The sequence below is a fragment of the Aliagarivorans taiwanensis DSM 22990 genome (assembly GCF_000429505.1).
GTDB lineage: Bacteria > Pseudomonadota > Gammaproteobacteria > Enterobacterales > Celerinatantimonadaceae > Aliagarivorans > Aliagarivorans taiwanensis.
Genome location: NZ_AUBZ01000003.1, coordinates 212,634 through 226,618, shown reverse-complemented (window position 1 = coordinate 226,618; position 13,985 = coordinate 212,634). Strand labels below are relative to the sequence as shown.

The window sequence follows — 13,985 nt, the reverse complement described above, 5'->3', positions numbered from 1 at the left end:
TAACCTGTACTAATTACCCGTGAGGCTTAACCATACAACACCTAAGGGGTGTTGTTGTTCACCTAAACAAGAAATGCTTGTTTGAACTCCAGATTTAAAATCTTATCCTTATCCGAATTGCTAAAGACACCGTTTTTTGCCTGGTGGCAATAGCGTTGTGGAACCACCTGACTCCATGCCGAACTCAGAAGTGAAACGCAACTGCGCCGATGATAGTGTGGGGCTTCCCCATGTGAAAGTAGGTCACTGCCAGGCTCTCAATAAGAAGGCCCTGCTCTAACGAGCGGGGCCTTTTTGCATTCCTCGCACACTAAACTGACCGGCTTTGGCATGGGGAAGCAGGTAGAAAGCGCGCCTGTGGCGCAACTAACCCCATGTGTAAGTAGCTTTGAAGCAGCGCTTCAAAGGCCAGGCGGAGACAATACCTCTGGTATTGGCTCCTACTCACCAAGTGCAGCAGACCTACTGCATACACAACACATCAGCCCACAGGGTGGGCCGTCCAGCGCGCAGGCTCGAAGCGCTGCTTCTCGAAACCCCTACTCCTCCCCCATGTGAAAGGCTTCGCGGTATCTCAATAGAATTAGGTCTCCAACCGATTCTCCTTACAGCGAGTAGCCACTAAATGAACAAGATCGTTAGGCTTTGACTACTTCGATTTTCATGCTGCTTCGTCAAAAACCATCAACTAAACACTTCAAAACAGTAGCTCTTTTTGAAGGGGCAAAAATTGCCGCTAGCGGCAGCTTATTTCCGCTTTTAAAGATTATTAATTCGATTGGTTAGTAAAACATCATATTTCTCCAGTCATGATCAACAGAAAGTCATTTCAACTGAAAAAAAGCTATTGAATAATATTTAATCATGCCAAAGCGGGGTTGTGGCATCTATATTGCTTTACGAATGGGCAAGTTATGCATCGAGCCAAAGTGACGGATATTTGTCCTTACCCCTCAACACTGGGGCATCGAATGCGAATAAAAAAGCTAGAAATATAACGTTCATTCTCAGAGGAAACGCGCAATGAAGCACATGTTGATGTTGGCACTTAGCAGCGTCTTGCTGATAAGTGGCTGTAGTACCATTGCCGATGGTGCCAGCCAAGTTAGTGAAGGGGCGCAAAAACGCGAAGATAACCGGGAACGGCAGGTGACCGTCTCTACCGATCAGCGCTCGCCGATCCCAGATGATCCGTTCTATGCACCGGTTGAGCCGCGTCCGACACCCGCCGATATTATTGTTACGGGATCGGTATTCAACACTGGTTCATCGCGCAGTTTATATAGCTACACACCGCCATTTTCTCTGGGCGATACCATCACGGTATTACTACAGGAAGAAGCCTCTGCAACCAAGTCCGCGACCACCCAGATGGGGCGAAACAGCTCTTATACCTTAGACCCGATCGGTGTGCCGGGCGGTAACCTGTCGATCAATGGCAAGGTTATTGAGCTGGATATGAATCAGGAGCAGGACTTCGATGGCAGCGCAGGTTCCGATCAAAGCCACCGCTTGAATGCGCGGGTGACCGTGTCGGTGGTGGATATTCTGAGTAACGGTAACTTGGTGGTGCGTGGCGAAAAATGGCTGGTTATTAACAACGGCAAAGAGTACCTGCGCTTTACCGGTATCGTTAGGCCGCGTGATGTGAGCGAACAGAACACGGTGAACTCCTATCAAGTTGCCGATGCACGCATCGAATTTAGTGGCACTGGAGACCAAGCGGATACCCAAACCCAAGGTTGGATGTCGTCATTCCTCAACGGAAGTATGTGGCCATTCTAAGGCCCAACTAGTAGTAGCTTATGTTCAAAAAAATCTTAGTTGCCTGCTGTCTGTTGTTATCTCTGCCACTCCACGCGGTTTGGTATGAAGGTGAGGGGCAGGCCATGATCATGAACGGCGAGGTTGAAGTGGCCCGCCGCAAGGCTATTCAGGAAGCCTTACTGAATGTGATGTACCGCGGTGGTGCCAGCGTGCGTTCGCTGCAAGAAGTGCGCTCAGGGATATTGGAAACCGATTCGTTAACGGTGCGGACCAATGGTGAGATCCATGACTTCCGCCTGCTGCACGAGAAGATCGAAGACAACATCATTACCGTGACCATTAGTGCTGACATTTTCCCGGTCAACATGTGTTCCATCGATGACTACAAGAAAACCTTGTTTGTTGGCCCCTTCGATATCAAGAAGCTGGAGCATGCCCAGTTAGGCGGTATTTACCGATTGGGTGAGGAGGTTGCACACCGACTGCACCGACAACTGTCCTCGCACAGTCAGCGTTTTGATACGCGCCATCTGATGACTCGCGCGATTGCGCTGGGTGGTCGCCATACACGAGATCTAGAGAGCCAGGTGCTGGACATCGCCCGCACCATCTCTCAGGACTACGATGTGCAGTTTGTTACCGTTGGTCGGATTTTGGACTTGTCTCACCACAACGAAGTAAGTACCAACTTTCTTGGGCTTTCTTCTAGCGAGAGGTTACGTAACTTTCATATTCGTCTAATGGTGGTAGATGGGATCCGCGGTGAGATTGTGCTGCGTCGCGACTATAGCTTCCAACAAGAGTGGCCTTACGACGTTACCCTCAAGCTGGATGTGAGCGGTGAAACCTTCTGGCGAACCCACTATGGTCAAGGCATCGAGATGGTCATTGGCAATATGGTGCGCGATCTGGAAAGCGAGCTGCACTGTAAACAGAGCCTGGCCACTGTGGTTAGCGTGTTTGATAACCAAGCGGTAATCAATCTGGGGTACTCCAACGGGGTGCGCAAGGGCGATAAGTTCCGCTTAGTGCGTCGGCAGCACCTGATGTATCAAACCGGCCAAGTGGGCGGTCCGGTGTTTAACGACGATGAGATAGTTCTCGAAGTAGTCGCCGTACAGGCAGATCGAGCGGTTCTAACCACCCATGATTTTGCCGATATGGCCAACCTGCAGATTCGAGATGTTTTGGTTGCTGTGAACGATATCTACCCCCACAGCGGCATGTATGTAGAGCAATAATCGAGGAGAAGACTGTGAGTGATACGACTTCAATCGGTGCAGCCCAGGGGACACAGAACCAGGCATATGCACCGGCTGCAAACTCCGCTAGCGAAGCTCAGAAGAGCGAAGATGGCAAGTTTGTTAGCATGGTAAAGGGGCTATTCAAAGGCAAGGAAGAAGCCGAGCCGACAGCTGAAGAGTTGCAAGCGACTCAGACTGTGGAGAGTAACAGCAGTAGCGATACCGATATCGACCCTGCCCTGTTGCAGGCGGCGATTGCCGGCGCCACTGGCGCCCAGGTGCTCAGTGAGAACGCACTGAAATCGCAGATGCAGGCGCAGTTTGAAGAGCTGGGTGAAGGCATTGGCCAAGCCATGATGGACGGTTTGGCGGGTAAAGACAGCGCCACTGCCACTGGAATTGGCGTCGTGCCTAAAGATGGTACCACTGAGGCCGCGACTGCTGCGGTAGTACAGCCTACGCAAAAGCAGGTGGAAGTGGCGAATGCGGTGACCGATAACGTGGCCACCGTGACAGAAGGTAAGGCGGAGCAGCCGAGCCAAGCCTCTGCACTGGCCGATGCGCCTAAGCTGGCGACCAATAGCGAGCTACAACTAGAAGACGAGCTGTTAGAAGAACTCTCCTAGTTGCAGCAGCCAAGTAAACCCTATGTATTAAGCCCTACTCGCTAATCCTAAGGCTTAATCATAGGGGCCAAGAAACGAGCCGTGTGAGAGCGCGGCTCGTTGACGATTTGCTCCGGCGTGCCGGTGACCAAGATTTCACCGCCTCCCTTACCACCTTCCGGCCCAAGGTCGACAATCCAGTCGGCGGTCTTAATCACATCCAAATTATGTTCGATAACCACAATGGTGTTGCCGTGATCGCGTAGGCGATGGATTACGTTGAGTAGCAGCTGAATATCATGGAAGTGCAAACCGGTGGTAGGCTCATCGAGAATATACAGAGTCTTACCGGTATCTCGTTTGCTTAGCTCACGGGCCAATTTTACCCGCTGGGCTTCACCGCCGGACAGGGTAGTGGCCGACTGCCCCAGCTTAATGTAGGTCAGGCCCACATCGATCAGGGTTTGCAGCTTGCGGGCGATAGCCGGCACCGCATCGAAGAACGGGCGAGCCTCTTCCACTGTCATCTCCAACACCTGATGAATGTTCTTGCCCTTGTACTTAATCTCCAAGGTTTCGCGGTTATAGCGTTTGCCCTTACAGGAATCACAGGGCACGTAGATGTCCGGCAGGAAGTGCATCTCCACCTTGATCACGCCATCGCCTTGGCAGGCCTCACAGCGACCACCTTTCACGTTGAAGCTAAAGCGTCCGGGTTTGTAACCACGCGCTCGGCTCTCTTGTGTGCCAGCAAACAGCTCGCGGATCGGGGTAAAGATGCCGGTATAGGTGGCTGGGTTAGAGCGCGGGGTTCGGCCAATCGGGCTTTGGTCAATATCGACCACCTTGTCCAGCTGATCGAGCCCTTCGATACTCTTGTAAGGCGCAATGTCTTCACCTGCCGCACCGTTGAGTTCCTTATGGGCGATGCGATAGAAGGTATCGTTGATCAGGGTCGATTTGCCGCTTCCTGATACGCCTGTTACGCAGGTGAGCAGGCCCATGGGCACCGCAAGGTCGACACCTTTGAGGTTGTTGCCAGTAGCCCCCTTGAGCTCAACCCAACCTTTGTCTGCTGGATTACGAACCTTAGGTACCTCGATAGCACGCTCGCCAGATAGGTATCTGGCAGTAAGTGAGTCTTTACTACTAATGATTTCAGGCAGGCTGCCTTGGGCGATCACCTGACCGCCATGCACTCCGGCACCCGGGCCGATGTCCACGATATAGTCGGCGGCGCGGATGGCGTCCTCGTCGTGTTCGACCACAATCACGGTATTACCCAAGTCGCGCAGGTGGTTAAGGGTGCCCAGTAAGCGCTCGTTGTCGCGCTGGTGCAAACCAATAGACGGCTCATCCAGTACATACATTACGCCCACCAGGCCGGCACCAATCTGACTGGCCAAGCGAATACGCTGCGCCTCACCGCCCGATAGAGTATCGGCGCTGCGCTCCAGCGAGAGGTAATCCAGGCCAACGTTGACCAGGAACATCAGTCGGTCGTTGATCTCTTTTAAGATCTTGTCGGCAATCTTGGCGCGCTGACCGGTCAAGGTCAGCTTCGCGAAGAATTCCAGCGCCTCACCAATCGACATATGGGTGACCGTCGGCAGGTTGGTCTTGCCGATAAACACATGGCGCGCCTCTTCGCGCAGGCGGCTACCGCCACAGCTAGGACATTCCTGATTACTGATGTACTTAGCCAGCTCTTCGCGTACCGCATTTGATTCGGTCTCTTTATAGCGGCGACGCATATTAGGAATCACGCCTTCGAAGGGATGCTTGCGCACGGTCACATCGCCGCGGTCGTTCATATAGGTGAATTCGATGTTAGTGCGGCCCGAGCCCTGCAGCACCACCTTGCGGTGTTTGTCGCTGAGTTCTTGGAAGGGCGTTTCAGGGGCAAAGCCATAATGGGCCCCCAGCGACTTGAGCATCTGGAAATAATAGAAGTTACGCTTATCCCAGCCGCGGATAGCGCCGCCCGCCAGGCTAAGTTCTGGGTTGAGGATCACCTTGGATTCATCAAAGAACTGGTCAACACCCAGACCATCACAAGCGCTACAAGCACCAGCGGGGTTATTGAAGGAGAAGATCCGCGGCTCCAGCTCGCTCATGCTGTAGCCACAAATCGGACAGGCGAAGTTGGCCGAGAACAGCTCGACGGTCTCGCCGCTGTCCATATCAGCAATCATGGCGATCCCTTCGGCCAGCTCCAGTGCCGTCTCGAACGATTCGGCTAAGCGTTGGCGCAGATCATCGCTGGGGCGAACCTTAAAGCGATCAACCACCACTTCGATATTGTGCTTTTTGTGCAGCTCCAAGGTTGGAGGATCGCTCAGGTCGCACACCTCGCCATCGATGCGGGCGCGAATAAAGCCTTGTGCCGATAAGGTCTCCAGAGTCTTAACATGCTCACCCTTACGATCGCGCACTACCGGCGCCAGCAGCATCAGCTTGCTGCCTTCTGGCTGCTCCAGCACCTTGTCGACCATCTGCGACACGGTTTGCGCAGCGAGCGGCTCATCATGGGTGGGACAGCGCGGTTCACCGACCCGGGCGAACAACAGTCGCAGGTAGTCGTAGATCTCGGTAATGGTGCCCACGGTTGAGCGTGGATTGTGTGAGGTCGATTTCTGCTCAATCGAGATCGCCGGTGACAAGCCTTCGATATGATCCACATCGGGCTTTTCCATCAGCGATAAGAACTGGCGGGCATAGGCTGAGAGCGACTCAACATAGCGGCGTTGACCTTCGGCATACAAGGTATCGAAGGCCAATGATGACTTTCCTGAACCAGACAAGCCGGTGATCACGATAAGCTTATCGCGCGGCAGTGAAAGCGAGATGTTTTTCAGGTTGTGGGTGCGGGCACCGCGAATATCAATGCTGTCCATGGGTTCCTGCGTGTGACTATTTGAGAGCGAAGCAAACCATCAGTATCGCATAACTTATCGGACAAAGGCTAAGTGTGAGTGTGATATAGCAGATGTGTTAAAAATGCTAACTAAAGTGTGCTAGCATCGTTGCCAGTTTACGGAAAGACAATCGCAGTTAATGACTTCCTCTTCTTCATTCAATGCTGCTGAGCGACGCGGCTCAGTATCTCTCGCCTTGCTGTTTGCCCTGCGCATGGCCGGTCTGTTTATGTTGATGCCGGTCTTGGCGACCTACGGCGATCATCTGGCGGGCTACTCACCCTTGTGGATCGGTATTGCCATCGGCTCTTACGGCTTTACCCAGGCGATGATGCAGGTGCCGATGGGCATGTTGTCTGACCGGATTGGGCGCAAGCCAGTCATCATTGCCGGCTTGGCCTTGTTTGCCTTGGGCTCGGTGATTGCCGCCATGTCTAACTCTTTGTACGGGGTTGCACTGGGCCGGGCACTGCAGGGGCTGGGTGCCATCGCCAGTGCGGTAATGGCCTTGGCAGCGGACCTCAGCCGTGAAGAACAGCGCGCCAAGGTGATGGCGGTGATTGGCGTCAGCATTGGCTTGTCGTTCGCGGTGTCCTTGGTGCTGGGGCCGGTGTTATCAGCCTATGTGGGGCTGTCTGGGATCTTCTGGCTAACTGCGCTGCTCGCTATTCTGGGGATGGGCGTGGTGAAATGGGGCGTGCCCGATGTCACCACCCATGCGCCGAAAAGCGAAGTTACCGCTTCGCGCGGCAAGATGCGTGAGCTACTCAAAGAGCCACAACTGTTACGCCTTGATTGGGGGGTATTCTGCCTCCACCTGGCGGTGTCGGCGCTGTTTATTAGCTTCCCGCTGCGCCTGTTAGAGGCCGATGTGGCTGCTGCCAGCCACTGGAAGGTCTACCTGCCCACGGTGCTTATCTCATTTGTATTGATGATCCCGCTGTTGATCATGGCGGCCAAGCGGCGCCAGCAGCGTGGCTTCTTTTTGTTCTCCATCGGCTTGATGCTGCTCTCACAGCTTGGCTTGTTATTCTCGCCATCGCTGTGGGGTCTGGCGGCGGTGTTGGTGCTGTTCTTTGTTGGCTTCAACTATATGGAAGCCAGTATGCCCGCCTTGCTATCGATGCTCTCTCCACCGGGCTATAAGGGCTCGGCCTTGGGGATCTATTCTACCACTCAGTTCGCCGGTGCCTTCGTCGGTGGCGGTTTGGGCGGTTGGGTAAGCCAATACTGGGGCGCTGACAGCGTGCCACTGCTGTGTATCGGCCTGTTTGTTATTTGGGTACTTGTGGCCTGGGGGATGAAGTCGCCATCAGGGGTGAAATCCTACACGCTCAGTCTCGACAATGCTCAGCCGGAAGAGGAAGTGTTGGCCAATCTACGTAAGCTGCCCGGCGTGTTAGAGGCGATTATTATCTCTCAAGAGCGCACCGCCTACCTAAAAGTAAATAGCCAAGTCTTTGATCTTCAGCAGGCTCAGGCACTTGTAAAATAAGCACGGTGAACGGACGCAATTTATTCAGTTTCAGACGTGGATCTGAGGGGTTCAGAGGCGTATGATAGCGGGTCAATTTGCACGAAATTAAGAATCGAGAGGAGTAGCCGAGATGGCCAGTCGTGGCATAAACAAGGTAATTTTGGTAGGCAATTTGGGGCAAGACCCCGAGGTGCGTTTTATGCCCAATGGTGGCGCTGTAGCCAACATCACGATTGCTACTTCAGAAAGCTGGCGTGACAAGCAAAGCGGCGAGCAGAAAGAGCGCACCGAGTGGCACCGTGTAGTGCTGTTCGGCAAGCTGGCCGAGGTCGCTGGCGAGTACCTGAAAAAGGGCTCACAGGTTTACATCGAAGGCCAACTGCAAACCCGTAAGTGGCAAGACCAAAGCGGTCAAGATCGCTACACCACCGAAGTTGTGGTTCAAGGCTACAATGGCACCATGCAGATGCTGGGCGGCCGTCAAGGCGGTGGTCAGTTCCAAAACCAGGGTGGCCAAGGCCAATACCAAGGCGGCAACCAAGGTCAGCAACAAGGTGGCTGGAATCAGCAAGCGGCTCCTGCAGCGGCTGCAGCAGCTCCGGCGGCTGGCGGTTTCAACCAACAGCCTCAGCAGCAAGGCGGCTTTAATCAACAGCAAGCGCCTGCGCAGCAACAGCCACAGTCAGCGCCTCAACAGTTTAATGAGCCGCCAATGGACTTTGACGACGATATTCCGTTCTAGGTTTAACAACACGGCTCCACGCCGTCATGTTGTAAAGGCGTAGTAGAAGCCCAGCATTTTGCTGGGTTTTTTGCATTTATGCTAACTATGTCGCAATCGCACAAAAAACCGCGAGCCATAAAACACGCAAACTCTACGAAAAAAAACGAGCGAGCTTGGTTGATTATTGAGGTTGAACTTATAAGCCCTAGCGGATGTGTCTGTGAAAATCAAAATTGCGAAGACTACACGGCAGGCGAAGGGTGTTCATTCATACCTTGCTTGAGTCATTAAGATTGTAGCAATGAGCTACCTTGTATGCTGTTGTGCTCAAAAGGCACCTATCGCAGTATGCAGGAGAGTTGATGCGGTCAACTAACTTTCGGCAGGACATAAACGGTCTTAGAGCGTGGGCAGTTGTCTTGGTTGTTTTGTTTCATTTCGGCATTCCCGGTTTTAGTGGGGGCTTTGCTGGGGTAGACGTATTTTTCGTTATCTCCGGTTATCTTATGACCGGGATCATTCTCTCTGGGCTGGACAAGGGGACCTTCTCTCTTTGGCGCTTCTATGAGGCCCGAGCACGTCGTATCCTGCCCGCCTTGTTGTGTATGTGCTTAGTGCTACTGGCTATCGGTTGGAAGTCATTGATCACCTCAGAGTATCAACAGCTGGCTACCCATGTGTTGTCGGCGGTGCTGTTTGTTTCAAATGCGAAGTTTTGGTTGGAGTCGGGCTACTTTGATGCGGCTTCGCACGAGAAATGGCTGCTACATACTTGGTCACTCTCGGTAGAGTGGCAGTTCTATCTGATTCTCCCCCTTGTCCTGATGATAGTCTGGCGTTTAGCCAGTCGCCGCGGGGCCATTTGGGCGATTATGTCGCTATTGGCGCTGAGCTTGATGTTGTCCATTTACTGCTCTGTTCGTTGGCCAAGCTCTGCCTACTTTATGCTGCACACCCGGGCTTGGGAAATGCTGGCCGGTGGCATTGTTTGGTGGTGCTGCGTATACCGTGGTTGGGCTCTGAGTCATAGCAAAGCCAAAGCTGCGGAAGTGAGCGGCTTTATCCTTATCATCTTCGGCGCAACCTTGCTGGATGCTAGACATGCTTGGCCGGGGTACTTGGCGGTTATTCCGGTCGTCGGCGCGATGCTCGTTTTGCTGGCAAACTGCCAACAATCGGCATTTACATCGACGCCGATTGCGCAGTGGTTGGGCTCGCGGTCGTACTCAATCTATTTGTGGCATTGGCCGGTTTGCGTGCTTTTGTATTACACCCATTGGTATTACCGCACTGAGTGGGTGCTTGTGGGGATCGCGCTGGCCTTAGTCTTAGGTGAACTATCGTTTCGCTTAGTGGAAGAGCCAAGCCGGAGGCTGTTGCAGGGGAAGGGGGGGTTAAACCCCATCTACAGCTACGCTACCGCGCTTGCGGTGATCGTGGTGTCGGTGCTAGGTATTCGCCTCTACCTGCCGGAGGGGCGGATCCCACAGCAAGTCGAGGCGATGGCCCGCGAGGCTGCAAATATCAATCCCTATCGGCGCGAGTGCGGTGGGTTTAAGGGTGATAGCGAGACTGAACTGTGCTCGCTCGGTGGCGATACCGCCAAGGTTATTTTGATTGGTGACAGTCATGCCGATGCCGTGATGACCGCCATGTTGGGCGCGCTACCCTCTGATGACGCTGCATTGCTAAGCCGAACCATGGGGGGATGCCCGACTATTCTCGGCGCAAGGCGGATAGGAGCCGCCGAGCAGAAATGCCAAAATTTCAACCGATGGCTTAAGCAGACTGGCGATAACATCGATGGCGACCTGCCAATGGTCATCGTGAATAGAACATCTATCTATGCGATGGGGCCTAACGAACTGCATCGATGGGAGGAGCACGGCAAACCACTGGTCTATTTTTCTGCGCGCTACGATGAGGTTGAGGCGGAATTTCTGCAAGAGTTTAGGGAAGGAGTGGTTTCTACCTTATGTGATTTCGCCCAAGAGCGACAAGTTTACGTGGTGCGGCCTATCCCCGAGATGAATGTTGATGTACCAAAGGCTATGACGCGCTCTGAGCTATTGTGGAACAAGCGACAAGATGTTGGGGTGGATGTAGAGGACTACCACGCGCGGCATGCTTTTACCTGGAGTGTTCAGGACGAGGCGGCCAAGCGCTGTGGTGTGAAAATCCTCGATCCACTGCCCTATCTTTGCCGCAATGGTTTTTGCGCTGCGAGCAAGCAGGGGCGGCCACTCTACTTCGACGCCAATCATTTGAGTGAGTTTGGCAACCAAGCCCTTATTCCGATGTTTAAGGAGATCTTTTCTCTTTCAACGCTAGTGAGATAGTTGCTATCCCCAAAGAATCAACTACTTGTAATCAAGTGATTGTTTGGGGATCGTTCTGAGTAGCGGCTATGCTGGTAAAACCCCATGCAAACAAATGCGCTTAAATGAATTACTGCTCGATTTACAACGCCGCCAATATGCTGGAAGCCAACCTGCTCAAAGGCCTTCTGGAAACCCATGGGATCGCGGTGCTGCTGAAAGGCGATGGGCTGGTGGCTGCGGTAGGGGAGCTGCCTACGTCGGCATTGGAGGTGTCGCTTTGGGTGAAGGCCTTCCAGCAGGATTATGCCAAGGAGCTATTGAACGACTACGAGCAGTCGAGCGAACGTGAGTGGCGCTGCCCTTCCTGCGATGAGATTAACACCGACGCCTTTGAACATTGCTGGCAGTGTCAGCATCCCCGCAGCTCTTCTTAATATGTCAAAACGCTAGTTGATTGATTTGATAGGGCGCGTAATGGCGAGTGCCTGGGCTGGAAGCCAGCGTCTCGTTAATCATCACTTTTGCAACCTGTCGCGCCGGGTTGGCCGCCAGTGGCGAGCGCTGCCTGCCGCTTAGCTTGGCCAGTAGCTGGGTGAATGGGCGGCTGAGCTGCTCATCCCAACGGCTTGCACAGTATTGCTCTCGCCCCAATAGCGGGCCGGGACGCATTATCACCAAGGACGGAAAATGCAGCTGTTGCAGCTCGCTCTCCATCTGCGCCTTAACCCTCAAGTAGCGGCTGGGAGATCGCAGGCTGGCCATGGTGGATGACACCACTATGCACTGCTTCACCCCAGCAGCGCGGGCATATTTAGCGATCTCGACGGTGAGCGCCAGGTCGACCTGCTGATAGCTGCCCTTTGCGTGTTTGGAGGTACCCAAACATAGCCACAGGCAGTCACCTTTGATCTGCGCTTGCCAGCTCTGCGGTGTTTGCCAGTCGACGACGCTAATTTGTAGGTTTGAGGTATGCAGGTCAGTGCTAAACGACTCCGGTGGGCGTCGGTACAGTGCGTTGACTGTGAGACTATCGGAGTACTGCGCTGCTAAGGCCAGCAGGTTCTGGCCGATCAGCCCCGAGGCTCCGGCTAGCACCACTTGTTTCGGCGCGACAGAGTTGGCTTCAAGCACTGTTTAGTTGGCCTGTTTCATCAGCTTGATTAGATGTTCCACCGGAATGGCGTAGGTGATCGCGCTGGGATCTTTTAGCACTGCTTCGCGGGTAGTTTTAACCAGCACCTTGTTGATCACCGCTACCACCTCACCGGTGTCCGGATGGTAGAGCGGACTGCCGCTGTTGCCCGGGTAGGCGGTCGCATCCAGTTGATAGATTTGGTAGGGGTTACGCATCTGTGCAAGTTGCGCAGCGTTGAGATCTTTGGCGGTTCTGGCGGGGATCACGATCGGCGAGATCGCAGAGATGATTCCGCGGTGAGTCACCGGGTGCAGGCCCAGCACAGCGCCAATCGGGAAGCCGGTAAAGGCATACAGCTCGCCTTCGCGCACTTTACGGGTAGAGAGCTGCATGATGTTATCGAAGCGGATGTCGTTGACCCGAAGGATCGCCAAGTCATGGCGCACATCGTTGGCCACCAATTCTGCGGGGATCGCCTTGGCTTGGCGGGCATGTCCCACCAACACCACCAATTGGTGTTCTTTTAAGGGATCGTTGAGCGGATCATCGCGATCAACCACGTGGGCGTTAGTGGCAACCAAGTTTGGCGCTATCACAAAACCGGTGCCGGCGATCTGAGCGCGGGGGGACGCGAGGCGATCGTAAGTGCCTATGCCAACTACCGCGTCTCTGATATTGTCAATGGTGTCAGGGAGTGACGCAAAGCCCGGATTCGGGAGCAACATCAATACTAATAATGGGCCAATAAACCATCTGCACATGGTGCCTTCCTGTTGGCAGTTTCATTAGTCTTGGTTTTTACTATACACGAAGTTAACCATTGGTCACGGTCAGCCGTGGATGAGAAGGGATGCTCTATGTTCAATTACGAAGATGCTTTTTCGCGCAATATCGGGTGGGTCACTGAGGCCGAACAGCAGGTACTGCGTGGCAAACGGGTGGCGATGGCGGGCGCCGGTGGCGTGGGGAGTGAACACATCGTTACGCTAGCTCGCTTGGGTGTGGGTGCATTCAATATCTCAGATTTTGACGAATACGAGGTGCACAACTTTAACCGCCAGGCCGGTGCGTTTATGTCGACGGTGAATCAGCCGAAGGTCGAGGTGATGGAGCGGGTATGCCGCGATATCAACCCCGAGGCGGATATCAAGGTATTCGGCGAAGGGATCTTCGAGCATAACGTCGATGCCTTTCTCGAAGGGGTTGATGTCTACGTCGACAGCCTCGATTTCTTCGCCCTCGACGCGCGCAAGCTGGTGTTCCGCAAATGCAAAGAGAAACGTATCCCAGTGGTAACGGCCGCCCCGCTCGGCATGGGCTGTGCGTTCCTGTGCTTTATGCCCGACGGCATGGACTACGAGGAGTACTTCTGCTTTGAAGGCTGCAAAGACGAGAACGAGCAGTACCTGAAGTTCCTGATCGGCCTCTCTCCTGCCATGCTGCAACGCCCGTACTTAGTCGACCCTAGCCGTGCCGACTTCCATGCCAAGAAAGGCCCTTCGACGCCGATGGCGGTGAAGATGTGTGCCGGGATCGCCGGTACCTACGTATTAAAGATCCTACTGGGTCGCGGCGACTTGGTATGTGCACCTTACGGCCTACACTTTGATGCCTACCGCAACCGCTTTAAGAAGACTTGGCGGCCAATGGGCAATCGCAATCCGCTGCAGAAGATCGTTTTTCAGATCGCCAAGAAAGTGGTGCTCAAGTAATCGCTCAAATCCGTGCTTCGAAGTTGTCAGTAAACTTTACATAGTGCCTAGATGTGAGAATCTAAAAATCTGTAACTCACTG

Annotated in this window: 11 protein-coding genes and 1 rRNA gene; 9 read left to right on the top strand and 3 right to left on the bottom strand. The window is 53.8% G+C overall.

Features of this window, described 5'->3' with window-relative positions; translation table 11 throughout:
- Positions 1-139 precede the first annotated feature (139 nt).
- The 4 genes from rrf (at position 140) to G462_RS0103930 (ending at position 3,637) form a co-directional block, all read left to right on the top strand.
- Positions 140-255 (top strand): 5S ribosomal RNA (rrf, locus tag G462_RS0103945).
- A gap of 768 nt (positions 256-1,023) precedes the next feature.
- Complete coding sequence (locus G462_RS0103940) at positions 1,024-1,785, top strand: flagellar basal body L-ring protein FlgH (protein WP_026957829.1); 762 nt, start codon at positions 1,024-1,026, stop codon at positions 1,783-1,785.
- 20 nt (positions 1,786-1,805) lie between these two features.
- Positions 1,806-3,008: a flagellar assembly protein T N-terminal domain-containing protein gene (locus G462_RS0103935; RefSeq protein ID WP_245579525.1), complete on the top strand. Its 1,203-nt coding sequence runs from the start codon at positions 1,806-1,808 to the stop codon at positions 3,006-3,008.
- Positions 3,009-3,022: 14 nt separating this feature from the next.
- The gene (locus tag G462_RS0103930; protein ID WP_026957827.1) at positions 3,023-3,637 is read left to right on the top strand and encodes a hypothetical protein; all 615 of its coding nucleotides are present in this window, start codon (positions 3,023-3,025) and stop codon (positions 3,635-3,637) included.
- Between the two features lie 47 nt (positions 3,638-3,684).
- On the opposite strand, the gene uvrA is transcribed toward G462_RS0103930, so the two are convergent.
- Positions 3,685-6,513 (bottom strand): excinuclease ABC subunit UvrA, encoded by a 2,829-nt coding sequence (gene uvrA, locus G462_RS0103925; RefSeq protein WP_026957826.1) that lies wholly within the window; start codon positions 6,511-6,513, stop codon positions 3,685-3,687.
- A gap of 160 nt (positions 6,514-6,673) precedes the next feature.
- Here uvrA and G462_RS0103920 point away from each other — a divergent pair, with 160 nt between their 5' ends.
- The 4 genes from G462_RS0103920 (at position 6,674) to G462_RS0103905 (ending at position 11,490) form a co-directional block, all read left to right on the top strand.
- The gene (locus tag G462_RS0103920) at positions 6,674-8,029 is read left to right on the top strand and encodes an MFS transporter (RefSeq protein WP_026957825.1); all 1,356 of its coding nucleotides are present in this window, start codon (positions 6,674-6,676) and stop codon (positions 8,027-8,029) included.
- A 112-nt stretch (positions 8,030-8,141) separates the two neighbouring features.
- Positions 8,142-8,753 carry a single-stranded DNA-binding protein gene (gene ssb / locus G462_RS0103915; protein WP_026957824.1) on the top strand — a complete coding sequence of 204 codons (612 nt, stop codon included), beginning with the start codon at positions 8,142-8,144 and terminating at the stop codon, positions 8,751-8,753.
- 401 nt (positions 8,754-9,154) lie between these two features.
- Entirely contained in the window at positions 9,155-11,074 is a 1,920-nt protein-coding gene (locus G462_RS0103910; protein ID WP_211234180.1) for an acyltransferase family protein, read from the top strand.
- A 104-nt stretch (positions 11,075-11,178) separates the two neighbouring features.
- A complete protein-coding gene (locus G462_RS0103905; RefSeq protein WP_026957822.1) occupies positions 11,179-11,490 on the top strand; it encodes a putative signal transducing protein in 312 nt (103 codons plus the stop codon).
- Between the two features lie 4 nt (positions 11,491-11,494).
- Here the strand turns inward: G462_RS0103905 and G462_RS23770 are convergent, their stop codons facing one another.
- Together G462_RS23770 and G462_RS0103895 are read right to left on the bottom strand one after the other, a co-directional pair.
- Entirely contained in the window at positions 11,495-12,187 is a 693-nt protein-coding gene (locus tag G462_RS23770; protein ID WP_051326509.1) for an NAD(P)H-binding protein, read from the bottom strand.
- Between the two features lie 3 nt (positions 12,188-12,190).
- On the bottom strand, positions 12,191-12,952 hold the full coding sequence (locus G462_RS0103895) for a S1 family peptidase (protein WP_026957821.1): 762 nt from the start codon (positions 12,950-12,952) through the stop codon (positions 12,191-12,193).
- A 96-nt stretch (positions 12,953-13,048) separates the two neighbouring features.
- Between G462_RS0103895 and G462_RS0103890 the strand changes: the two genes are divergently transcribed.
- Entirely contained in the window at positions 13,049-13,903 is an 855-nt protein-coding gene (locus tag G462_RS0103890; protein ID WP_026957820.1) for a ThiF family adenylyltransferase, read from the top strand.
- Positions 13,904-13,985 lie beyond the last annotated feature (82 nt).